Consider the following 22266-nt stretch of genomic DNA (forward strand, 5'->3'; position numbering starts at 1 on the left):
GCGGATGTCGCGGGTCAGACGGCCGCGCACCACTCCTCGAGCATCTGCTGCCCGAACGTCGTGCCGAGCTTCGCGCGCTCTTCGGGTGAGTCGCGGCACACCCGCAGGGCCGTCCAGAGCACGTGCGGGTGCAGGCGCACGGCGCCCGGCGAGAGCGTGATCGCTCCCGGCACCTCGTCACCGTCCGCGGTGAGCACGCGCCGCGGGTCGGCGTGGATGCGGATGAGCGGCATCGGATCACCGCGGCGCGGAGTGGTGACATCAGGCTGCACAGATCGGATGGCGTCCCACGGGATGTAGACGGGGTCGCTCACGCGCAGCACCGCGACGCCGGAGGGACCGAAGCTGATCCCCACCGGGCGCCGGCCGAACGAGTCGAGCCGGTACTCGGCGATGACGCCCCGCACCGCGCCGTACAGGAAGGCGATTGCGACCAGCGCGGTGATGACCGCTCCCCCCAGTGCCTGCGGACGCCCGGTCACACCGATGACGACAGCCGCGACGGTGGCAGCGGCGAACACGAGTCCCCACACGGCGAAGACGATCAGCAGCATCATCCCGGTGCGCCGTTCGCGCGTGAAGTGCACCCACGAGTCGGGCGGCGCCACGCGCGCGCGGGTGAGCGTGACCGCATTGATCATCTGCGGCTTCCCGTGCGCGAACGGCGCGCGGGCATAGACGGCGAGCGCCGTGAACGCGAACAGAGCGAAGACGAGGGCCGACCATCCCCGGGTCGCGTGGCCCGGCGCGGTCACAGCCATCACCATCGCGATCAGCAGCAGCGCCACGCCGATGCCCAGCATTGCCCCCGGGCGCCGCGGGTGACGCGCACCCCAGGCCTGCGGCCAAGCCACGGGCAGCGCGTGCTCGGTCTGCGCCGAATCGGCCGACACGCTCAGGCTTCTGCGCCGGGCAGGTTGGTCACGTGCATCGCGTTGGCGACATCGGTGATCACGCCCGACAGCGACGGGTACACGGCGAACACGCGAGAGAGCTGATCGACCGACAGCCGTCGTTCGACGGCGATCGCGATGGGATAGATCATCTCCGAGGCGCGCGGGCCGACGATGACCCCGCCGACGACCGTGCCGCTGCCGGTGCGGGCGATGATCTTGACGAAGCCGTCCTTGATACCCATCATCTTCGCGCGCGGGTTCGCCGACAGGGGCAGCTTGTGCACGGTGCCGTGTATCAGCCCCGCCTCGATGTCGGCCTCCTGCCAGCCGACCGTGGCGATCTCGGGCGCGGTGAAGATGTTGGACGCGATCCGGCGACGCTCGAGTGGAATGACGACGTCCCCGAGCGCGTGGAAGACTGCCGTGCGCCCCTGCATGGAGGCGACGGACGCCAGGGGCACAAACGTCGTGCAGTCCCCTGCCGCGTAGATGTTGGGGACGGAGGTGCGGGCCACCCGGTTGACCTGGATGTGCCCCGAGTCGGTCATCTGCACGCCCGCGTCCTCCAGGCCGATGCCGGCCGTGTTGGGCACAGAGCCGACGGCCATGAGGCAGTGGCTGCCCGCGACGACCCGACCGTCGGTCAAGGTCACCTCGACACCGTCGCCCGTGTTGACGACCTTCTCGGCACGTGACTTCGACAGCACGTGCATGCCGCCACGTTTGAACACCTTCTCGAGGACGGCCGCGGCATCCTTGTCTTCGCCCGGCAGAACCTGCTCGCGACTGGAGACGAGCGAGACCTCGGCACCCAGGTTCATATAGGCACCGGCGAACTCCGCGCCGGTCACACCCGATCCCACGACGATGAGATGCTCGGGCAGCCGCTTCATGTCGTACAGCTGCGTCCAGGTGAGGATGCGCTCGCCGTCGGGCAGCGCGCTGGGCAGTTCGCGCGGTGCGGCGCCGACCGACACGACCAGGGTGTCGGCCTCGACCCGGTCGAAGTCGGTGCCGTCGGAGGCCGTCGACACGACGATGGCGTTGCGCCCCTCGAGCCGGCCGTGGCCCGAGACGATGCGCACGCCCGCCTCGATCAGGGCCGCGCGCATGTCGTCGGACTGCTGGCGCGCCAGTGACAGAAGCCGGTGGTTGACCGCGGCGAGGTTGATGGCGATCTCGGGTTTGAGAGGCTTGCCCTCCTTGCCCTTCGCGAACAGCTGCACGCCCAGGTCGGACGCCTGCGCGATCGACACGGCCGCGTCGGCGGTGGCGATCAGGCTCTTCGACGGCACGACGTCGGTGATCACGGCCGATCCGCCCACGCCGGCGCGCTCGACGAGCGTCACTTCGGCGCCGAGCTGGGCCGCCGCAAGGGCTGCCTCGTAGCCGCCGGGGCCTCCGCCGAGGACCGCGACGGACTGGGTGCGCTCGAAACTCAACGACATGAACTCCATTCTCTCAGGCATCCCCCGCTCGCGGAAACCGGCCGCCACGAGGGGTTCCACCCGCTCCGTTTCGCGACCGACGGCGACCTCGTGAAAGGATGGACGCTCGACTCTTCGCGCTCGTAAAGGCCCTCATGTACCGCCAGTGTGCTGGCCCAACGGTGGACCGGCGAAACGCAGGCCGCCTATGCCGACGCACACCGCAAGTGGGACGCCTCGATGCGCGAGCTGACCAAGATCGCCCATGAGCTGGGTCGCATCACGCGCGAGGGCAACACGCGTTTCCGCGAGCACGATCAGCGCGAGGCGAAAATCTGGGCGCGCTGACGCGCGGGTAAGCCCGCGCCGCGGGTGCGACCTCGGCGCGACACATACGACCTCGCGGAATAAGGTACGACCTCGCGAAGACGGGTACGACCTCGCGGATTAAGGTACGACCTCGGCCTCGGCGCGACCGGGGGCGCCTGCGCGTCTCGCGGATGGGGGTGGCCGGCGCTACCGTGGGGGGATGATCGACAATCCGCTGGATGACCCGAGCGCCGATCCGTTCGAGGTCGCCCGCACCGCCGCCGCCGACATCGCGCGCCTGACCGGCGTGGAACGGCACGACATCGCCCTGACCCTCGGCAGCGGCTGGGGCAAGGCCGCCGAACTCGTCGGCGAGACGACCACGACGATCCCGGCGACCGAGGTCACCGGCTTCAGCAAGCCGGCGCTCGAAGGACACCCGGGCACTCTGCGCAGCATCCTGACCCCGTCCGGTAAGCGTGTGCTCGTCATCGGTGCGCGCACGCACTTCTATGAGGAGCACGGCGTGCGCCGGGTGGTGCACTCGGTGCGTACCGCGGCCGCCACGGGCGCTTCGGTCATGGTGCTGACCAACGGGGCCGGCGGGGTGAACCGTGGTTACACCCCCGGCAAGCCGGTGCTCATCAGCGACCACATCAACCTGACCGCGGCATCCCCCCTCGAAGGCGCCACGTTCGTCGACCTCACCGACCTTTATGCGAAGCGCCTGCGCGACGTCGCGCGCACGATCGACCCGACGCTCGACGAGGGCGTGTACTGCCAGTTCCGCGGGCCGCACTACGAGACACCGGCCGAGGTGCGCATGGCCGGCATCATCGGCGGTGACATCGTCGGCATGTCGACGGCTCTCGAGGCGATCGCCGCGCGCGAGGCCGGCATGGAGGTGCTGGGGTTCTCGCTCATCACGAACCTGGCCGCCGGCATCCAGACCACGCCGTTGAGCCATGAAGAGGTGCTGCAGGCGGGCCGCGAGGCCGAGCCGGTGATCTCAGGGCTGCTGGCTCGGGTCGTGGAGGCGATCTGATGGACGACGACGTTCTCGAACGTGCACAGGCGTGGCTGGCTCAGGATCCGGACGGACAGACCCGCGCCGAGCTGCGCACGCTCATCGATCAGGCGAGCTCTGGCGACGCCGACGCGCAGGCCGATCTCGCCGACCGGTTCGACGGCCGGCTCGTGTTCGGCACGGCCGGTCTGCGCGGCAGGCTGGGCGCGGGTTCCACGCGCATGAACCGGGTGCTCGTGGCGCAGGCGGCCGCAGGGCTCGCCAGTTATCTGAACGAGGAGGGCGGGCCGGACGCCCCGCCCACCGTCGTCATCGGATATGACGGCCGCCGAAACTCGCAGGTGTTCGCCACCGACTCTGCCGAGCTGTTCGCCGGTGCGGGGCTGCGCACGATCCTGCTCCCGCGGCTGCTGCCCACACCGGTGCTCGCGTTCGCGGTGCGTCACCTCGGGGCCGACGCCGGGGTCATGGTCACGGCATCCCACAACCCTCCCGACGACAACGGGTACAAGGTGTATCTCGGCGGCGAAGATCAGGGGTCGCAGATCGTCGCTCCCGCAGACGCCGAGATCGCCGCGCACATCCAGCGCGTGGCCGACGAACAGCCCGTCAGCGAGCTGCCCCGCTCCACGGGCTATGAGGTCGCGGCCGAAGCGCTCTTCGACGACTATGTGGGGGCCACCGCCGCCGTCGGTCCGGCACCCGACGGGGCCGAGGGGCTGCGCTGGGTATACACCGCCATGCACGGCGTGGGGTGGGAGACCGCCTCGCGCGTGGTCGAGGCTGCCGGCTACCCGCAGCCCGTCACCGTGCCGGCGCAGATCGAGCCCGACGGCGCGTTCCCGACAGTGGCGTTCCCGAACCCCGAAGAGCCCGGGGCGATGGACCTCGCGTTCGAGACCGCACGCGAGGCGGATGCCGACCTCGTGATCGCAAACGACCCCGACGCGGACCGTCTGGCCGTCGGCATCCCGTCTTCGGACGCGGAGGGTGGATGGCGCCGCCTGGGCGGCAACGAGGTCGGCCTGCTGCTGGGCTGGCGTGCTGCACGCGCCGCAGCGGCGGTGGATGCCGCGGCCGGCGCCTCGCTCGCGTGCTCGATCGTCTCGTCGCCGGGGCTGCGGGCGGTGGCCGAGCACTACGGGCTCGCGTTCCACGCAACGCTGACCGGCTTCAAGTGGATCTCGCGCTCCCCGGGGCTGCTGTACGGCTTCGAGGAGGCGCTCGGATATCTCGTCGACCCCGACGTCGTTCGCGACAAGGACGGGATCTCGGCCGCCGTCGCGGTGCTGCACCTGGCCGCCGAAGCGCGCGCCGAGGGCAGTACGCTCGCCGAACTGCTCGAGGAGTTCGACGAGACGTTCGGCGCGTTCGTGAGCGACCAGGTGTCGCTGCGGGTCGACGACCTGTCGGTGATCGGCAAGATCATGGCAGGCCTGCGGGCCGACCCGCCGTTCCGCCTGGGCACGGTCGAGGTCGAAGGAGTGGACGACTTCGCCGCCGGCCTCGAAGGGCTGCCGCCGACCGACATGCTGCGGCTGCGGCTCACCGGTGCCGGGCGCGTGCTCGTGCGGCCGTCGGGCACCGAGCCGAAGCTCAAGGCGTACCTGGATGTGCAGGGCGACGACGCCGCGGATGCGGCATCCCGTCTCGCGGCGCTCCGCGATGCGGTCTCGGCGCTGCTCGACGCGCACGCGCGCTGACCCGCGCTACGCTGACCCGCGCTTCCCGCGAGGTCGTAGCCAAACCCGCGAGGTCGTAGTCAAACCCGCGAGGTCGTAGCCAAACCCGCGAGGTCGTACCCAAACCCCCGAGGTCGTAGCCAAACCCGCGAGGTCGTAGCCAAACCCGCGAGGTCGTAGCCAAACCCGCGAGGTCGTAGCCAAACCCGCGAGGTCGTAGCCACGCCACCGTACGACCTCGCGAGAACAGGTACGACCTCGCGTAAACACGTACGACCTCGCGCAAACACGTACGACCTCGCGCAATAGGATCGGTGCGTGGAATTCGCGCAGAGCGTCACCCTGGAGAACCCGTTCGTCCGGCTCGAGCCGCTCAGCGAGGCGCACGCCGGCGACCTCGCCGAGGCCGCGGTCGGGCTCGAGACCGCCTGGTATACGAGCGTGCCCGCGCCGTCGGACGTTCCCGTCGAGATCGCGCAGCGCCTTCGCCGGCGCGACGAAGGGAGCATGAACCCGTTCGCCGTGCGACGCCTGGCCACCGGCCGCATCGTCGGTATGACGAGCTTCTGCAACATCGATCAGCCGAACCGCCACGTCGAGATCGGCTACACCTGGCTCGGCATCGAGACTCAGCGCACCGAGGTCAACACGGCCGCCAAGCTCGCGCTGCTCACGCACGCGTTCGAGCAGTGCGACGCGATCGCCGTCGAGTTCTGCACGCACTGGCACAACCGCCAGTCGCGGGCCGCGATCGAGCGCCTCGGCGCCAAGCTCGACGGCGTGCGCCGCAACGCCCGCATCATGGCCGACGGCACGCTGCGCGACACCGTGATGTACTCGATCCTTCCCCACGAGTGGTCGGCCGTGCGACGCGGGCTGCTCGCCAGGCTCGAACGGTACTGACGCACCGTCCGCCGGGGCGGGATGCCGCGGCCCGCGGCATCCACTCGTCTTGATGACTCGCGCCCGACGGTGAGTCCCAAAGCCCACCTCGTCGCCGGCCCGCCCAGGGTCGGGACGCCGCCGCGCGCGGCGCTACCCGTCGATGACAGCGACGAGCTCATCGAGGAACGACGAGAAGCCCTTCGCCCGGCGCACGATGCGCGCGACCGACTCGTGCTCGCTGAAGACCTCGACGAGCTGCTCGAACACGGTCTGGAACGCCTCGCGGTCGGCCTCTGAAAACGCGACCATCGCCACGACCTGCACCCGTGAGTCGCCCCACCGCATCGACGGGTCGGCGATACCCACCGCGATCACGGTGCGCGACGCGGTCATGCCGATCGCGTGCGGCACGGCCAGCGCGTCGGTGAACGCGGTCGACGAGAGGCGCTCGCGCTCGATCGAGCGCTCCACGTAGTCGTCGTCGACCACCCCGAGCCCCACAAGCTTGGCCCCCAGGCTCCTGATGACGTCTTCTTCGGCGGCCGCCGCCAGGGACGGCGTGAACGCGGCTGGGTCGAAGTAGCGCTCAAGCTCGCGGCGCAGCCGCGCGAGTCTGCGGCCACGGCGGATGCGCGAGGCCGCCGCCTGCACGCGCTCGACGTCGGCGTCGGTGAGGAACGGCTGGATGCGCACCGCCCGCTCCACCGCCGGCGGCGCGTCGACGGTCGTGAGCACGAGATCGGTGTCGATCGCGGCCCAGTCGGGGTCCATCCGCGTCTGCAGGTCGACGATCTCGATGGCCTGTCCGAGCGAACGGTCGACCGACGAGCGCAGCAGCTCGTGCAGCTCGTAGTACCCGGGGCACACGATGGTCGCGGTCAGCAGCTGCTCGGCGCGGCGGCTGCGCTCGAGGCGCCCGCCCACGTGCATCGCGATGTACGCGATCTCGTCGTCGGGCAGCGTCATGCCGAGCCGCTCGCCCAGCCCACCCGCTATCGACACGGCGATGTCGAAGATCATCGGATACGTCGACTTGAGCGACCGCGCCAGCGGGTTACGCGACCAGGCGTCGGCCTGGGCGCGACGGCGCAGGTTCTGCACGTGCATCGCCAGGCGCCGGATGAAGTCCTCGTGCGCGAGGTCGACGAGGAATTCCTCGGCCGCCGCCGTCACCAGATCGCGGACGGCGTCTTCGACCTCGGGATCCAGAAGCGGAGCGGATGCCACGGCCGGCCCCGGCGTGACGACCCGGGTCAGGATCAGCATGGCCAGGTGCTGGCGGTCGCCGCGCCCGAGGCTCACACCCAGGTGCTCCTCGACGAGCGCGCCCACGAGGTCGGCGATCTCGTCGGCGTCCTCGCCGCTGGGCTCGGCCACAGTGTCGAGCGCGCGCCCGTGTGCGACCCGGTCCGCCGCGATCGCAATGTGCATGAGCACGTCGGCGATGCCGAACTCGTTGATGAAGTAGCCACGCGAGCCCAGCGCCGACCGCAGCGCGGTCTCGAACGACCCGTGCACGTCGGCGCCCAGCGAGTCCTCGCCGAGTACGCGTCTCATACCGTGCGCGTCGAAGGCCGCGGCATCCATCTCCTCGTGCACCAGGCGGCTGAGCAGCCGGCGCTGCGCACTCTCGGCCCCGTGCATCCGCACGCGCGGGCCCGACCGCGAGAGCACCAAGGTCGTACCGGTCAGCAGCGACCGCACGCGGCCGAGATCGGCTTCGACAGTGGCCTCCGACACGTGCAGGCGCCCGGCCGTCTCGTGCACATCGATGCCGTCCGCCGCGTCGAGCAGTGCGCGGATCAGCGCGTGCAGCCGGTCGCGCGGGGCCGCGGCATCCACCATCGGCACACTCAACGCTGACCCGGCATCGGCACCCGCGCGGTACCCCTGCGGGCCCGACTCGACCGCCGTTCCCCCCGTGACCCGTCCGTTCAGCGCGGTCACGTACGAGCGCACACTGCGGGGGGTCACTCCCAACGCGTCGGCGAGCCGGCCGGCGGTCACCCAGTCGCCGTGGCGCACAAGAAGCGCCAGCAGGCGATCCTGTCGCGCTCTGGTCATCGTGGCCGCTCCTCGCGGCACGGAGGGGCGCATGCCGCGGATCCAGTCAACCATGCCCGACGCGCTTTCCGCCCCTGCGGAAACAGAAGTGGTTGTCCCACACGCAGGACCCCACCACAATGGCTGGCAGGAGGATGACCGATGAGGATCACCGTCATGTGCGGGGCCGGCGCGTCCAGCACGTTCGTCGCCCAGCGCCTGCGCGGCGCCATCGCGACGCGAGGCCTCGACCACACTGCGCATGCGGCCGGGCTGTCCTCCTACCCCGACTGCCTGGACGGCACCGACGTGCTGCTGGTCGGCCCGCACCTGGCCGACCGCATGGACGACGTGCGACGGGATGCCGCATCCCGCGGCGTGCACGTCGCGATGCTGCCCGACGACATCTTCGGCGACCGGGACGGCGAGCGCGCTTTCGCGCTGGCCGAGGCCGCTGTGACGCCCATGACCGCCAACGACGAGAGGAACCCCTCATGAGCCAGGTGACCAGGACAGTGCGGATCGGCTCCGCCCACGGACTGCACGCGCGCCCCGCGAAGATGTTCGCACAGGCGGCGAAGGACGCCGCAATCCCGGTGACCATCGCCAAGGGCGACGCCAAGCCGGTGAACGCGGCGAGCATCCTCGGCGTGATCTCGCTGGGCATCGACCAGGGCGACGAGGTCACCCTGACGGCCGACGGCGACGGCGCCGAGGGTGTCATCGACTCCCTCAGCGAGCTGCTCGCGACCGACCACGACGCGGAGTGACCGTGGCCACGCTTGCCGGAGTGGGAGTCGGGCTGGGCGTCGCGTCCGGCCCCGTGGCGCGGATGGCAGAACCCCTGCCGGCGCCGGCCGACGAGCCGAGCACCCGCGCTGCGGATGAGGAGAAGGGACGTGCTCACGAGGCCCTTTCGGCCGTGGCCCGTGAGCTCGAGGAACGCGGAGAGCATGCCGGGGGGACCGCGCAGGAAGTGCTCGAAGCGCAGGCGATGATGGCCGAGGACCCGTCTCTGGCGGATGACATCGACGACCGCATCGCCGGGGGGAAGACGGCCGAGCGGGCCGTGCACGACGCCTTCGGATCATTCCAGCAGACGCTCGCCGAGATGGGGGGCTACCTCGGCGAGCGCGCTGCTGATCTGGGTGATGTGGCGCAGCGCGTGCTCGCTCGGCTGGCGGGGATCGCCGCTCCCGGCGTGCCCGACCCCGGGCATCCCTTCGTGCTCGTGGCCCGCGACCTCTCCCCCGCCGACACGGCACTGCTCGATCTCGACCAGGTGCTCGCCGTGGTCACGACCGAGGGTGGACCGACCTCGCACACCGCGATCCTCGCGCGTGAGAAGTCGATCGTCGCGGTGGTGGGCGTCGCGGAGGCCGCGTCGCTGAGTGAGGGCGAGACGGTGATCGTGGATGCCGCAGCCGGCGCCGTGGTGACCGACCCGAGCCCCGAGCAGATAGCGGAGGCGACCACACGCGCCGAGGCCCGCCGCGCCGCGACTTGCGCCCCGCCCACCGCGGGCGCGCTGGCCGACGGCACCGCGGTACCGCTGCTCGCGAACCTCGGCAAGCCTGAGGACGCGACGGCGGCGCGCGAGCTGGGCGCGGAGGGCGTGGGCCTGTTCCGCACCGAGTTCCTGTTCCTGAACTCCGCCGAAGCGCCGACGGTCGCCGACCAGCAGGCCGCCTACGAGACGCTGCTGTCAGGCTTCGCCGGGTGCAAGGTCGTCGTGCGGGTGCTGGATGCCGGCGCCGACAAGCCGCTCGCATTCCTCAACGACGACACCGAGGAGAATCCGGCACTGGGGCTCCGCGGCATCCGCGTGCTGCGGGCGCGCGAGCAGATCCTGCGCGACCAGCTCACGGCGCTCGCGCAAGCCGACGCCGCCACCACCGAGCGGGGCGAAGGCGCCGAACTGTGGGTCATGGCACCCATGGTCGCCACCGTCGAAGAGACCGAGTACTTCACGTCACTGGCCCGCGAGCTCGGCATCAAAACCCCCGGCGTCATGGTCGAGGTGCCCTCTTGCGCACTGCTGGCCGACCGCGTCCTGCAGGTGGCCGACTTCGCGTCGATCGGCACGAACGACCTCACGCAGTACACGCTGGCCGCCGACCGCCTGCTCGGCTCGGTCGCATCGTTCCAAGACCCGTGGCACCCCGCGGTGCTGCGCCTCGTGAAAGAGGTCGGCGCCGCCGGACGTGACGCCGGCAAACCCGTCGGGATCTGCGGCGAAGCGGCCGCCGACCCGCTTCTGGCCGTCGTGCTCGTGGGCCTGGGCGCCACGAGCCTGTCGATGTCGCCGTCGGCCCTGGCCGACGTGCGCATGTCGCTGTCCGGCCACAGCCTCGACGATGCACGTGCCATCGCCGAGGCGGCCCTCGCCGCGAACGACGCGGCATCTGCCCGCGCGGCCGCCCAGGCCGCGGCATCCCGAACCACGGCGGCATAGCCGCCGTCCACCCGAGAGAAAGTGACACTGACATGACAACGGCGTCCGTTCCCGCGAAGTCGGGCAAGGGAGGGGTCCGCGTCGGCGTTCAACGCTTCGGCACGTTCCTCTCCGGCATGATCATGCCGAACATCCCGGCGCTGATCGCCTGGGGTATCTTCACCGCGTTCTTCATCGATGTCGGCTGGACCCCTGTGCCGGCGCTGTCGACCCTCGTCGGCCCGATGATCCACTACCTGCTGCCGCTGCTGATCGCCTACACCGGTGGTCACATGGTCTACGGCATGCGCGGCGCCGTGGTCGCCGCGATCGCCACGTTCGGCGTGATCAGCGGGTCGGACTATCTGATCGCGCAGTACAACCTGACGCAGCCTGCCGACAACCAGCTCGGCCAGATCCACATGTTCATCGGCGCGATGATCATGGCTCCGATCGCCGGCTACTCGATGAAGTGGCTCGACAAGCTCTGGGAGGGCAAGGTCAAGGCGGGCTTCGAGATGCTCGTCAACATGTTCTCGGCGGGCATCTGGGGCTTCGCGCTGGCCATCCTCGGCTTCTACCCGATCGCCTGGATCGTCAACGGCATCATGAACATCCTCAGTGCGGCGGTGAACTGGCTGGTCAGCGCGCACCTGCTGCCGTTGACGAGCATCCTCATCGAACCCGCGAAGGTGTTCTTCCTGAACAACGCGATCAACCACGGCGTCCTCACCCCGCTGGGGCTCGAGCAGGCCGCAGGACCCGCGCACAAGTCGGTCCTGTTCCTCCTCGAGGCGAACCCCGGCCCCGGCGTCGGTCTGCTGCTGGCGTTCACGATCTTCGGAATCGGGGCGGCCAAGGCATCTGCTCCCGGTGCCGCGGTCATCCAGTTCATCGGCGGCATCCACGAGGTGTACTTCCCCTTCGCGCTGATGAAGCCGACCCTGATCATCGCGCTGATCCTCGGCGGCATGACCGGTGTGACGACGAACGTCGTGTTCAACACGGGTCTGCGTGCGCCGGCGGCACCAGGCAGCATCATCGCGGTGATAGCCCAGACGTTCCAGACCGACTATCTCGGGGTGATCCTCTCGGTCATCCTGTCGGCAGCGGTCACGTTCATCGTCGCGGCCATCATCCTGCGCGCGTCGCGCAAGAAGGACCTCGCCGCCGAGGCGGCCGGCACCGACACGTTCAGCACGGCGATCAGCCAGACCGAGTCGAACAAGGGCAAGTCGTCGGACGCGCTGTCGGGGCTGCGCAGCGGGGCGCAAGAGGCCGAAGAAGCGGCCGGCGTCCACGTCGCGAACCCGGTGGCTCAGGCATCCCGTCCCGTCAACAACATCGTGTTCGCGTGCGACGCGGGCATGGGGTCGTCGGCGATGGGGGCCAGCGTGCTGCGCAACAAGATCAAGAAGGCCGGCATCGAAGGGGTCACCGTGGTCAACAAGGCCATCGCGAGCCTCGACGGCTCGGCCGACCTGGTGATCACGCAGAACCAGCTCACCGACCGCGCTCGCGAGCGCACGCCCGAGGCGATCCACGTGTCGGTGGACAACTTCATGAACTCGCCGAAGTACGACGAGGTCGTGGACCTGGTGCGCGAGCAGCACCAGGATGGGCAGTAAGACACCGCGGACCGCTGCGGGGTCGGGCGGGCGTGAAGCCCCCGGCCCCGCAGCCCTCGGAACGATCAGCAGCACGAAGGGAAGGCGAGAGTCATGGCACACGAGGTCCTCACCGTCGGTCAGGTGCGCATCCACACCGATGGCGCAACGCAGGAGCAGGCGATGAAGGAGGCCGCCGACATCCTCGAGGCGGCCGGCGCCGTCACCAGCGACTACTACGACGCCATGCAGCAGCGTGAGCAGACCGTGTCGACGTACATGGGCAACGAGCTCGCCATCCCGCACGGCACGAACGAGACCAAGGACACGATCCTCGAATCCGGCCTCTCGGTCGTCCGCTACGACGGCGGCGTGGACTGGGGCGGCGAGCCGGTCACGTTCGTCATCGGGATCGCCGGCAAGGGCGGTGAGCACTTGGAGATCCTGTCGCAGATCGCCATCCTCTTCTCCGAAGAAGACGACGTCGCGAAGCTCAAGGCCGCCTCGACGCCCGAAGAGCTGTACGCACTGCTGGCCACCGTGAACGAATCATGAAGGCCGTCCATTTCGGCGCCGGCAACATCGGGCGCGGCTTCGTCGGGCTGCTGCTGCACGAGGGCGGCTACGAGCTCGTCTTCTCAGACGTGGCGGGTGCTCTCGTCGACGCCATCAACGCCGTCGACTCCTACACCGTGCACGCGGTCGGCGAGGGCGGGGGCGACACCGTCGTCACCGGGTTCCGCGCGATCAACTCGGCCGAGCACCCCGACGAGGTCGCCGACGAGGTCGCCTCGGCCGACGTGGTCACCACGGCGGTCGGGCCGACGATTCTGAAGTTCGTGGCGCCGCTCGTGCTGGCAGGACTGCGGCGGCGAGATGCGGCATCCACCCCTCTTCAGGTGATGGCCTGCGAGAACGCCATCAATGCGACCGACGTGCTGCGCGATGAGATCATCGCGGTCGCCGCCGACGACTGGGACGCGCTGGCCGATCGGGTCGTGTTCGCGAACACCGCCGTGGACAGGATCGTGCCCGCCCAGCCGGAGGGCGCGGGGGTGGATGTCACGGTCGAGCCGTTCTACGAGTGGGCGATCGAGCGGCCGCCGTTCGGCGACAACCCGCCGCACCTGCCGGGCGCGCACTTCGTGCCCGAGCTCGCACCGTACATCGAGCGGAAGCTCTTCACGGTCAACACCGGGCATGCGACCACCGCCTACTTCGGCGCGCAAGCGGGGATCGAGAAGATCTCGGAGGCGCTGGCCGACGACGCCATCGCCGCGCGCGTGGCCGCCGCGCTGGAGGAGACCTCGGCGCTGCTGGCAGCCAAGCACGGCCTCGACCCGGACGAGCTCGCGCAGTACCGGGCGACGATCCTCAACCGGTTCCGCAACCCTGCCCTCCCCGACACAGTGTGGCGGGTCGGGCGGCAGCCGCTGCGCAAGCTGTCGCGGCACGAACGGTTCGTGGGGCCGGCGGCCGAAGCCGCCGAGCGCGGGCTGACGGTCGACGGACTGGTGGCGGCGATCGGCGCCGCCCTGGCATTCGACGACGCCGAAGATCCGCAGTCCGTCGACCTGCAGCGCATGCTGCGCGAGCTGGATGCCGACGCTTTCACCGCCGAGGTGACCGGGCTGGCTGCGCCGCATCCGCTGTACCCGCGTGTGCGCGAGGTGGTCGACGCGCGCCAGGCTGCGCTGTAGCGGGGCTGCTAACCACGGAGCGGCGGGCAGCCGCGCGTCAGAGCACCTTGTCGAGGAAGTCCTTGGTTCGCGGTGACTGCGGGTTGCCGAAGATCTCGTCGGGGGTGCCCTCTTCGACGATCACTCCGCCGTCCATGAACACCACGCGATCGCCCACCTCGCGCGCGAACCCCATCTCATGCGTGACGACGACCATCGTCATCCCCTCGATGGCGAGGTCCTTCATCACCTCGAGGACCTCCCCCACCAACTCGGGGTCGAGCGCGGAGGTCGGCTCGTCGAAGAGCATGATCTTCGGCTCCATCGCCAGCGCCCGGGCGATCGCCACGCGCTGTTTCTGTCCGCCGGAGAGCTGTTCGGGGTACGCGTCGGCCTTGTCGGCCAGGCCGACCTTCGCCAGCAGTGCTCGGGCGCGCTCCTCGGCCTGTGCACGGGAGATCCTGCGCACCCGGCGCGGTGCCAGCGCGACGTTGTCGAGCACCGACTTGTGCGGGAACAGATTGAACTGCTGGAAGACCATGCCGATCTCGGTACGCACCGCGTTGATGTCGAGCTTCGGGTCGGTGAGGTCGTTGCCGTCCACGATGATGGTGCCGGCAGTGACCTCTTCGAGCTGGTTCAGGCAGCGCAGGAGCGTGCTCTTGCCCGAACCGCTGGGCCCGATGACGCACACGACTTCGGACTCTGCGACCTCGTAGTCGATGCCGCGCAGCACCTCGAGATCGCCGAAGCTCTTGTGCAGGTCCTTGACGGTGATCATGCGGTGGCCATCCTCTTCTCGGTGATGTTCAGGACCTTCGAGAGCGTCACCGTGATGATCAGGTAGAACACCGCGACCGTGGTGTAGATCTCGACGGCGTTGAAGTGGTTCGCGGCGATGAGCGTGCCCTGGTAGAGCAGTTCGGGCACCAGGATCACCGACAGCAGCGAGGTGTCTTTGATGCTGATGATGAACTGATTGCCCAGCGGCGGGATCATGCGCTTGAACGCCTGCGGCCAGATGATGTCGATCATCGTCTGGTGGTGCCCCAGCCCCAGCGAGCGACCGGCCTCCATCTGTCCCTTGTCGATCGATTGCACGGCGCCGCGCACGATCTCGGCGATGTAGGCCCCGGAGTTCAGCGCGATGACGATGATGCCCGCCAGCAGCGAAGGGATGTTGAAGTGGACCAGCAGCGGCAGCGCGAAGAAGATCCACATCGCCTGCACGAGGATCGGGGTGCCGCGCAGGACCTCTACGTAGACGGTTGCGAGGCCGTAGACGATCTTGCTGCGTGACAGGCGCCCGAGGCCGACGATGGCTCCGAGCACGAAGCCGATCAGCAGGCCGAAGACCGACACCAGCAGGGTGTAGTAGAGGCCGACGAGCAGCTGTGGCAGGAATTGGACGACACCGGCCCAGTCGAAGTTCATGCGTTGTGCCCTCTCTGCGGGTGCATGGCGAAACGGGAGAGGGCGGCTCCGCTCGGGGAGCCACCCTCTGCACTGCGGCGGATGTCGATCAGTTCTGCGGCTTCTCGCCGAACCACTTCTCGAAGAGCTTGTCGTACGTGCCGTCGTCCTTCAGCGACTTCAGCGCGGCGTCGACCGCCTCGACGAGCTCGGGCTGCCCCTTCGCGATGGCGATTCCGTAGTCTTCGGCCTGCAGCAGGTCGCCGACCATCTTCAGGCTGTCTTCGCCCTTGGTCTTGATGTAGTACGCCACGTTCGGGGCGTCGTAGAGGACGGCGTCGGTACTGCCGTTGGCCACCGAGAGGTACGCCTGGTCGAGCTGCTTGTACTCCTTGGGCGTGGCGCCGTCGATGTTCTTCTTGATGTAGTCGGCGCTGGTCGATCCCAGTCGCGTCGCGATGTTCTTGCCCGCAAGGTCATCGACCGAGTTGATGTCGGTGTTGTCGACGGGCACGCCGATGCGCAGACCGGACTGGTAGTACGGGTCTGAATAGTCGATCTTCTTCGCCCGCTCGTCGGTGATGCTGATGCCCGCGATCGCCATGTCGAAGGTACCGGTCTGCATGCCCGGGATGATTCCGTCGAAGTTGGTCGTCTTCAGGTCGATGGTGAAGCCCGCCTCGTCGGCGATGGCGTTGATCAGATCGATGTCGAAGCCGACGTACTCGCCGCCGTCCTTGAACTCGAACGGGACGAACGAGGTGTCGGTCGCCACCGTGTAGCTGTCTTTCAGCTCACCGTCTGCACCGTCGTCACCGCCGGAGCAGGCGGACAAGCCCACCGTGAGAGTCAAGGCTGCGAGAATCGCCGCCGCCGTCGAGAGCCGTCGTGTTCTGTTCACGGTCTGCCTTTCTTGAATCCGTCATGCGGATCCTGGGGATTGGCTGAAAACCTTAGCCAACGTACAGAGGCCTCCAAGGCCTGTCAAACGCGCCCCAGCTCGTCCCGGGTACGTTCCGGCCCTGCAGACACGGTGATGACGCCGCGCATGAACAGCTGGTCCGACGGCGTTTCCGCACCGCCCCCGCAGACGCGGTTCGGCCCCAGCGCAACGTCACAGAAATCGACCGGGATTCGTCGTCTCAGTTAGTAACCGATAACATCGACGACACCGCCTGAGCGCACACCCGAAGACGCCCGGCGGCGTCTCAGGCGACGTGGGGCAGCCGCAGCATCCCGTCTCCGCCCGCGGGCTCGGGAGTGGAATGGCGTCCACTCTGCCGAGCCCGCCGTCGGCGCGGGTCAGGCGCGCGCCTTCACCCGCGGGTCGACGAATCCGTAGAGCAGGTCGACGATGAAGTTCGCCAGCACGATCAGAAACGCCGAGAACAGGGTGAAACCGATGACGAGCTGCAGATCGAGAGTGTTGACACCGTCGATGAGCATGGCGCCCAGTCCCTGCATCGAGAACACCTTCTCGGCGATCACAGTGCCCCCCAGCAGTCCCCCGAGGTCGAGCCCGAAGATCGTGACGACCGGGATGATGGCGTTGCGCAACCCGTGGCGCACAACCACCCGCCCCTCGCCGACGCCCTTGGCGCGGACGGTGCGGATGTAGTCCTGCCCCATCGTCTCGATCATCTCGCCGCGGGTCAGCCGCGCGTAGATGGCCGCGGAGATGAACGCGAGCGTGCACCACGGCAGGATCAGATGCAGGAACCACTGCAGGGGATCTTCGGTCAGCGGGACGTATCCGCCGGTGGGGAACCATTGCAGCGTGAACCCGAACAGCAGGATCGCCAACAGCCCGACGAGGTAGCTGGGCGCCGAGACGCCCGCGATCGCGAAGGTCATCACGGTGCGGTCGACCCAGGTGTTGCGGCGCAGGGCCGCGACCACTCCCCCGGCCACGCCCATCAGCACCCACAGCGCGGCCGCGCCGATCGCGATCGATGCCGACACGGGAAAGCGCGAGGCGATGAGCTCGCTCACCGATGCGTTCAGCTGGAAGGAGTACCCGAAGCACGGCGCAGTGCACGAGATCGCGGCATCCCCCGTCCCGAAGCTGCGCCCCGCGACGATGCCCCACAAGAAGGCACCGAGCTGCTGCCACCAGGGCAGGTTCGTGCCCATGAACTCCTTCGCACGTTCAAGGTTCTCGGGCGTGCACGGCTTGCCACAGCTCAGTTGCGCAGGGTTCGTGGGCAGAAGGTAGAAGATCGCGAAGGAGACGACCGCCACGACCAGCAGCACGATGATCATGCCGCCCAACCGCTGCAGGATGAACCGGGTCATCGGCCGCCTCCCTTCGGGTCGAGGGCGTCGCGCAGCCCGTCGCCCAGAGTGTTGAAAGCGAGCGTGATGAGGAACAGCGCGGCACCCGGGAACACGAGGTACATCGGGCTGATCTGCACCCAGGCGACGGCCTCACCGATCGTGCGACCCCAGCTCGGTGTGGGCGGCGGCACGCCGACCCCCAGGAACGACAGCGCCGCCTCGAAGCCGATCATCGAGGGCACCATGATCGTCGTGTAGACGATGATCGTCGCCGACACATTGGGCAGCACCTGACCGAAGGCCACGCGCCAGCCGGCCGCGCCCATGGCGGTGGATGCCGTCACGAAGGCGCGTTCGCGCAGCGAGAGCACCTGGCCGCGCACGACGCGCGAGATCGACGGCCAGCCGAAGAATCCGATGACGATGATCATGAATAGGGGCTTGGGGAACGCCGTGGGCACGATGGCAGTCAGCGCGATCATGAACACCAGCACCGGGAAGCCGAACATCACGTCGACGACCCGGCTGAAGATCTTGTCGTACCAGCCGCCGAAGAACCCGGTCGTCACGCCGACGAGCACGCCGATGAGCACCGAGAGCACGGTGGCGCTGATGCCTACGAGCAGCGAGATACGGGCGCCGTACACCACGATCGAGAACAGGTCGCGGCCGGTGAGCGGCTCGACGCCGAACCAGTGCGTCGCGCTGATGCCGCCGCCCCAGCCCACGGGCGCGCCCGAGTCGTCGAGCAGGTCGACGTGATAGGTGTACGGGTTCTGCCCGGTGACCGCGGTCAGCAGCGGCGCGAGCAGCGCCACGAGCACGAAGCCGATGATGACGATCGCGCCGGCAGCGGCCCATCGGTCGCGCAGCACCGAACGGAGGATGTGCCGAAAACCTGTGCGCTGCGACGGGATGCCGGCGCCCTCGATCGTGTTCGCGGTGGTCATGCCGTCACCTCCGCATCGTCGGACGCGAGCGCGTGCCAAGCCTCTCGCCGACGACGCTGCGCTGCGGGGTCCGCCACGGGCGCGGCGGCGATGAGCCGTTGCGTGTAGGGCTGCTGCGGGTCGGCGAGCAGACGCCGGGCCGGGCCGGACTCGACGATGCGGCCGTCCTGCAGCACCGCGACCTCGTGCGCCACCTCCTGGACGACGGCGAGGTCATGGCTGATGAACAGGCAGGCGAACCCGAAGTCGCGCTGCAGCTGCACGAACAGCTGCAGCACGGTGGCCTGCACCGACACGTCGAGCGCGCTGGTGGGCTCGTCGGCGATGAGCAGCGCCGGGTGCAGCGCGACGGCGCGGGCGATCGCCACGCGCTGACGCTGGCCGCCCGACAGCTCGTGCGGGTACCGCTCGGCGAACGCGGACGGCAGGTTCACGGCATCCAGCAGCTCCGCAACGCGGGCGCGACGCTCGGTCTGCCCCTGCCGGGTGTGCAGCCGCAGGGGCTCGGCGATGGCCCGGCCGACCGTCTGCCGGGGGTTCAGCGACGATGCCGGGTCTTGAAAGACGTAGCCGATCCCCCGGCGCACCGCGCGCAGGCGCCGGCGGGATGCCGTGGCCAGGTCCGTCCCCTCGACCCGCACGATTCCGGACGCCGGGGCGATCAACCCTGCCAGCGCCCGCCCGATCGTGGACTTGCCCGACCCCGACTCACCGACCAGGCCGAAGGTGCGACCGGCGTCGATCGTGAAGCCCACGCCCTGCACGGCACGCAGCGGTGGGCGCCCCCAGCCCGTGGTGGCGTAGTCGATCGACAGGTCGTCGACCTCGACGACGCGGGGGGTGGATGCCGCCTCAGCCGCCACCGCGGCGGTCTGATCGAGCCGCGGCACGGCCTGCAGCAGTTCCCGCGTGTAGGTGGCCTTCGGAGCGGCGAACAGGGTCGCGGCATCCGCCCTCTCCACGACCTCGCCCGCACGCATGACGATCACGTCGTCAGCGAGATCGGCGACGACGCCCATGTCGTGGGTGATCAGAAGGACGGCCACCCGCCGCTCGGCGGCCATGACGCGGATGAGCTCGAGAATGCCGGCCTGCACGGTGACGTCCAGGGCGGTGGTCGGCTCGTCGGCGATGAGGATCTCAGGGTCGCACGACAGCGCCATCGCGATCATGGCGCGCTGCAATTGGCCGCCGCTGAGTTCGTGCGGATGCGAGCGCGCCACACGGTCCACGTCGCGGATGCCCACCGAACGCAGCAGCTCGCACACCCGAGCGCCCGCGGAGGACCGGTCGGCGCTCGTATGTGCACGCAGCGCCTCGACGATCTGCCACTCGATCGTGTAAACCGGGTCGAACGCGTTCATCGGTTCTTGGAAGATCGTGCCGATGCGCCCGCCGCGCACCGCGCGCAACACGTTCGCGGGGGCGCCGACGAGCTCCTGGCCGCCGAGGCGGATGCTGCCGGCCACGCGCGCGTTGGGCGGCAGCAGCCCCAGGACCGACATCGCCGTGACCGACTTGCCCGAGCCCGATTCTCCCACCAGCGCCACCACGCGCCCCGGGTACAGCTCGAAGCCCACCCCGTCGACGACGGTGCGGGCTTGGCTGCGCGGGCTGTCGGCGAACGCGATGCGGATCGCGTCCGCCGACAGCACCGGCTGATCGCCGGATGAACTCACTGCTTCAGTGTGACAGTCAGATAGTTCGGATACGCGGGGAACGACGCGATGAAGAAGTTCTCGACATCGCTGCCGGCCAGGAACGACTGCTTCGCGTAGGTCAGCGGGACGACCGGGGCGTCCTGCATGATGCGCTTGTCGGCCTGCGCCCACAGCGACTGCGCCTGCGCCGGGTCGGTCGCCGCCGTCGCCTGGTCGATGAGCTTGTCGACCTCGGGGCTCGAGTACCGGGCGAGGTTGTATCCGCCGCCGCCGACCTGGCTCGAGTCGAACAGCGGCTGGATGTTGCCGTTCGCGCTCGGGAAGTCGGGCTGCCAGCCACCGAGGATCAGGTCGTAGTCGGGGTCGTCTCCGGTGGCATCGGTGTACATCGTGTTGACGTCGAGCGGCTTGATCGTCACGTCGATGCCGGCGCGCTCGATGCCCTGTTCGAGCGCCTGCGCCTGCGCCTGGTTCGACGGATCGTTGGCCGCCCACAGCGTGAGCTTCAGGTCGTCGGCATGGCCGGCCTCCTTCAGCAGCTGCTTGGCCTTGGCGACGTCGCCGTCGTCGCCCGACGGATACAGGTCGTACTCCTGACGCCCCGGGATGCCAGGCGTGATCAACGTGGTCGCGCGGATCGCCGCTTGGCTGCCGCCCTGCGCGATGATGAAGGCCTTCGGGTCGACGGCGTACTCGATCGCCTGACGCACCTTGAGGTCCTTCAGCGCACCGCGCTGCGTGTTCATGGCGAGGTAGCTGATGGGGCCGGCGTCGCTGGTGGCCAGCCTCTCCTTAGCGCTGGGGTTCTTGTTGACCAGGGCCAGCTCAGCGGCGCCCAGGTAGGTCGCCAGGAACGAGGTCTTGGCGCTGCCCGCGTCGCTGATCAGCGACTGCGTGCTCGTGGAGACGTCCTGGCTCTCCTTGAAGATGATCTTGTCGGGGCCGGCGGTGCGCACCGGGTCGGTGCTCTTGTCCCAGTTCGTGTTGCGGACCAGCTCGAGGGCCGTGCCCTGCTTGTTCGACGAGACCTTGTAGGGGCCGGTGGCCACCGGATCCTGGCCGTAGGTCTTGGGGTCATCCTTGTCTTTGGGCACCGGGGCGAACGCCGGCATCGACACGATCCACGGCCAGTCGCCGTACGACGCGTTCAAGTGGAAGACGATGGTCTTGTCATCGGGGGTCTCGATGGAGTCGAGATCGCCGTCGGTGTAGGGCCCCTGGTAGTCCTCGCCGCCGACGAGCAAGGACTTGTGGTAGCCGAGGCCTCCCGACAGCTCGGGCGCGAACGACCGCTCGATGCCGTACTTGACGTCTTCGCTGGTGATGGGCGTGCCGTCGGCGAACTTCAGGCCGTCCTTGAGCGTGTAGGTCCAGGTCTTGCCGTCGTCGCTGACCGTGCCGGTGTCGGTGGCGAGGTCGGGGACGACCTTCGGGTCCTTGCCCTTCTCGATGTCCCAGGTCGTCAGGCGCCGCTCGATGAGACCGAGCGTCGTGATCGCGAGGTTCTGACTCTTCGCGGGGTCGAGATCGATCTGGGTCGCCGAGGTGAGGATGGTGAGCGTCCCGCCGGCGGTGCCGGTCTTCTCGGCACTGCTGCCACCGCCCGAGCAGGCGGTGAGTGCCAGGGTCGCGGCCGCCGCGAGCGCGATGGCGCCCGTCAGGTGTCGTCTCATGGGTCCTCTTTCTGTCGCGCGCTGTGATGGTGCGCAGGTCTCTCCAGGCTCGCCGGCTGGGTTGGCGAACCGATATATTCCAGCTTCCCTCATCGCGAAGGTATTCCCGCCGCACACTGAAATGTGGCGTCACGCAGGCCGCGCCATCCCCTGCCGTGTTCACCCGCCCCGGCCTCGAGCATCCTGCCCGTCGCCTCACAGACTTCGGAGAGTCACGCCGACCTCGGAGCGATCGGGGCAGAACGATCCGAAGTTCGCGCGATCCTCCGAAGTCTGGGAGGGGTGGATGCCGCTGGCCGGGAC

General features: G+C 69.1%; 20 protein-coding genes. 10 read left to right on the plus strand and 10 right to left on the minus strand.

The window, feature by feature from the left end; translation table 11 throughout:
• Positions 1-14 precede the first annotated feature (14 nt).
• Positions 15-893 (minus strand): hypothetical protein, encoded by an 879-nt coding sequence (locus PU630_RS11850; RefSeq protein ID WP_275277269.1) that lies wholly within the window; start codon positions 891-893, stop codon positions 15-17.
• Positions 894-895: 2 nt separating this feature from the next.
• Positions 896-2353 (minus strand): NAD(P)H-quinone dehydrogenase, encoded by a 1458-nt coding sequence (locus PU630_RS11855; protein WP_275280096.1) that lies wholly within the window; start codon positions 2351-2353, stop codon positions 896-898.
• 138 nt (positions 2354-2491) lie between these two features.
• Here PU630_RS11855 and PU630_RS11860 point away from each other — a divergent pair, with 138 nt between their 5' ends.
• The 4 genes from PU630_RS11860 (at position 2492) to PU630_RS11875 (ending at position 6244) form a co-directional block, all read left to right on the plus strand.
• The gene (locus PU630_RS11860; protein ID WP_275277270.1) at positions 2492-2671 is read left to right on the plus strand and encodes a WXG100 family type VII secretion target; all 180 of its coding nucleotides are present in this window, start codon (positions 2492-2494) and stop codon (positions 2669-2671) included.
• 181 nt (positions 2672-2852) lie between these two features.
• On the plus strand, positions 2853-3677 hold the full coding sequence (locus tag PU630_RS11865; protein WP_275277271.1) for a purine-nucleoside phosphorylase: 825 nt from the start codon (positions 2853-2855) through the stop codon (positions 3675-3677).
• Positions 3677-5362 (plus strand): phospho-sugar mutase, encoded by a 1686-nt coding sequence (locus PU630_RS11870; RefSeq protein WP_275277272.1) that lies wholly within the window; start codon positions 3677-3679, stop codon positions 5360-5362. The genes PU630_RS11865 and PU630_RS11870 overlap by 1 nt, the downstream gene beginning before the upstream one ends.
• Before the next feature lie 297 nt (positions 5363-5659).
• Positions 5660-6244: a GNAT family N-acetyltransferase gene (locus tag PU630_RS11875; protein WP_275277273.1), complete on the plus strand. Its 585-nt coding sequence runs from the start codon at positions 5660-5662 to the stop codon at positions 6242-6244.
• A gap of 132 nt (positions 6245-6376) precedes the next feature.
• Here PU630_RS11875 and PU630_RS11880 read toward each other — a convergent pair whose 3' ends face one another.
• The gene (locus PU630_RS11880) at positions 6377-8290 is read right to left on the minus strand and encodes a BglG family transcription antiterminator (RefSeq protein ID WP_275277274.1); all 1914 of its coding nucleotides are present in this window, start codon (positions 8288-8290) and stop codon (positions 6377-6379) included.
• Positions 8291-8431: 141 nt separating this feature from the next.
• On the opposite strand from PU630_RS11880, the gene PU630_RS11885 reads away from it, so the two are divergent.
• From PU630_RS11885 to PU630_RS11910, 6 genes are all read left to right on the plus strand, one after another.
• The gene (locus tag PU630_RS11885) at positions 8432-8767 is read left to right on the plus strand and encodes a PTS sugar transporter subunit IIB (protein ID WP_275277275.1); all 336 of its coding nucleotides are present in this window, start codon (positions 8432-8434) and stop codon (positions 8765-8767) included.
• A complete protein-coding gene (locus tag PU630_RS11890; RefSeq protein ID WP_275277276.1) occupies positions 8764-9039 on the plus strand; it encodes an HPr family phosphocarrier protein in 276 nt (91 codons plus the stop codon). Before PU630_RS11885 ends, PU630_RS11890 begins: the two co-directional genes overlap by 4 nt.
• Positions 9040-9101: 62 nt before the next feature.
• Positions 9102-10724 (plus strand): phosphoenolpyruvate--protein phosphotransferase, encoded by a 1623-nt coding sequence (gene ptsP, locus PU630_RS11895; RefSeq protein WP_275280097.1) that lies wholly within the window; start codon positions 9102-9104, stop codon positions 10722-10724.
• Between the two features lie 32 nt (positions 10725-10756).
• Positions 10757-12331 carry a PTS mannitol transporter subunit IIBC gene (locus PU630_RS11900; protein WP_275277277.1) on the plus strand — a complete coding sequence of 525 codons (1575 nt, stop codon included), beginning with the start codon at positions 10757-10759 and terminating at the stop codon, positions 12329-12331.
• A gap of 93 nt (positions 12332-12424) precedes the next feature.
• Positions 12425-12865, plus strand: a complete 441-nt coding sequence (locus PU630_RS11905) for a PTS mannitol transporter subunit IIA (protein ID WP_275277278.1) — start codon at positions 12425-12427, stop codon at positions 12863-12865.
• Positions 12862-14010, plus strand: a complete 1149-nt coding sequence (locus tag PU630_RS11910) for a mannitol-1-phosphate 5-dehydrogenase (protein ID WP_275277279.1) — start codon at positions 12862-12864, stop codon at positions 14008-14010. The genes PU630_RS11905 and PU630_RS11910 overlap by 4 nt, the downstream gene beginning before the upstream one ends.
• A gap of 37 nt (positions 14011-14047) precedes the next feature.
• Here PU630_RS11910 and PU630_RS11915 read toward each other — a convergent pair whose 3' ends face one another.
• From PU630_RS11915 to PU630_RS11945, 7 genes are all read right to left on the minus strand, one after another.
• The gene (locus PU630_RS11915) at positions 14048-14770 is read right to left on the minus strand and encodes an amino acid ABC transporter ATP-binding protein (protein ID WP_275277280.1); all 723 of its coding nucleotides are present in this window, start codon (positions 14768-14770) and stop codon (positions 14048-14050) included.
• Positions 14767-15423: an amino acid ABC transporter permease gene (locus PU630_RS11920; protein WP_275277281.1), complete on the minus strand. Its 657-nt coding sequence runs from the start codon at positions 15421-15423 to the stop codon at positions 14767-14769. The genes PU630_RS11915 and PU630_RS11920 overlap by 4 nt, the downstream gene beginning before the upstream one ends.
• A gap of 88 nt (positions 15424-15511) precedes the next feature.
• Positions 15512-16303: a transporter substrate-binding domain-containing protein gene (locus PU630_RS11925; RefSeq protein WP_275277282.1), complete on the minus strand. Its 792-nt coding sequence runs from the start codon at positions 16301-16303 to the stop codon at positions 15512-15514.
• A gap of 401 nt (positions 16304-16704) precedes the next feature.
• Positions 16705-17697, minus strand: coding sequence for an ABC transporter permease (locus PU630_RS11930; RefSeq protein WP_275277283.1), 993 nt, complete (start codon positions 17695-17697; stop codon positions 16705-16707).
• Positions 17694-18629: an ABC transporter permease gene (locus PU630_RS11935; RefSeq protein ID WP_275277284.1), complete on the minus strand. Its 936-nt coding sequence runs from the start codon at positions 18627-18629 to the stop codon at positions 17694-17696. Before PU630_RS11935 ends, PU630_RS11930 begins: the two co-directional genes overlap by 4 nt.
• Positions 18626-20308, minus strand: a complete 1683-nt coding sequence (locus PU630_RS11940) for a dipeptide ABC transporter ATP-binding protein (RefSeq protein ID WP_275277285.1) — start codon at positions 20306-20308, stop codon at positions 18626-18628. Before PU630_RS11940 ends, PU630_RS11935 begins: the two co-directional genes overlap by 4 nt.
• Complete coding sequence (locus tag PU630_RS11945) at positions 20305-21963, minus strand: ABC transporter substrate-binding protein (protein WP_275277286.1); 1659 nt, start codon at positions 21961-21963, stop codon at positions 20305-20307. Before PU630_RS11945 ends, PU630_RS11940 begins: the two co-directional genes overlap by 4 nt.
• Positions 21964-22266 lie beyond the last annotated feature (303 nt).

This window comes from Microbacterium horticulturae (genome assembly GCF_029094505.1).
Classification (GTDB): domain Bacteria; phylum Actinomycetota; class Actinomycetes; order Actinomycetales; family Microbacteriaceae; genus Microbacterium; species Microbacterium horticulturae.

Excerpts from the sequence above, each read along its gene's own strand:
- PU630_RS11890 (WP_275277276.1), top strand. The coding sequence starts at position 8,764 with ATGAGCCAGGTGACCAGGACAGTGCGGATCGGCTCCGCCCACGGACTG.
- PU630_RS11905 (WP_275277278.1), top strand. The coding sequence starts at position 12,425 with ATGGCACACGAGGTCCTCACCGTCGGTCAGGTGCGCATCCACACCGAT.
- PU630_RS11880 (WP_275277274.1), bottom strand. The coding sequence starts at position 8,290 with ATGACCAGAGCGCGACAGGATCGCCTGCTGGCGCTTCTTGTGCGCCAC.
- PU630_RS11865 (WP_275277271.1), top strand. The coding sequence starts at position 2,853 with ATGATCGACAATCCGCTGGATGACCCGAGCGCCGATCCGTTCGAGGTC.
- PU630_RS11930 (WP_275277283.1), bottom strand. The coding sequence starts at position 17,697 with ATGACCCGGTTCATCCTGCAGCGGTTGGGCGGCATGATCATCGTGCTG.
- PU630_RS11945 (WP_275277286.1), bottom strand. The coding sequence starts at position 21,963 with ATGAGACGACACCTGACGGGCGCCATCGCGCTCGCGGCGGCCGCGACC.
- PU630_RS11915 (WP_275277280.1), bottom strand. The coding sequence starts at position 14,770 with ATGATCACCGTCAAGGACCTGCACAAGAGCTTCGGCGATCTCGAGGTG.
- PU630_RS11900 (WP_275277277.1), top strand. The coding sequence starts at position 10,757 with ATGACAACGGCGTCCGTTCCCGCGAAGTCGGGCAAGGGAGGGGTCCGC.
- PU630_RS11855 (WP_275280096.1), bottom strand. The coding sequence starts at position 2,353 with ATGGAGTTCATGTCGTTGAGTTTCGAGCGCACCCAGTCCGTCGCGGTC.
- PU630_RS11885 (WP_275277275.1), top strand. The coding sequence starts at position 8,432 with ATGAGGATCACCGTCATGTGCGGGGCCGGCGCGTCCAGCACGTTCGTC.
- PU630_RS11870 (WP_275277272.1), top strand. The coding sequence starts at position 3,677 with ATGGACGACGACGTTCTCGAACGTGCACAGGCGTGGCTGGCTCAGGAT.
- PU630_RS11935 (WP_275277284.1), bottom strand. The coding sequence starts at position 18,629 with ATGACCACCGCGAACACGATCGAGGGCGCCGGCATCCCGTCGCAGCGC.
- PU630_RS11910 (WP_275277279.1), top strand. The coding sequence starts at position 12,862 with ATGAAGGCCGTCCATTTCGGCGCCGGCAACATCGGGCGCGGCTTCGTC.
- ptsP (WP_275280097.1), top strand. The coding sequence starts at position 9,102 with ATGGCAGAACCCCTGCCGGCGCCGGCCGACGAGCCGAGCACCCGCGCT.
- PU630_RS11920 (WP_275277281.1), bottom strand. The coding sequence starts at position 15,423 with ATGAACTTCGACTGGGCCGGTGTCGTCCAATTCCTGCCACAGCTGCTC.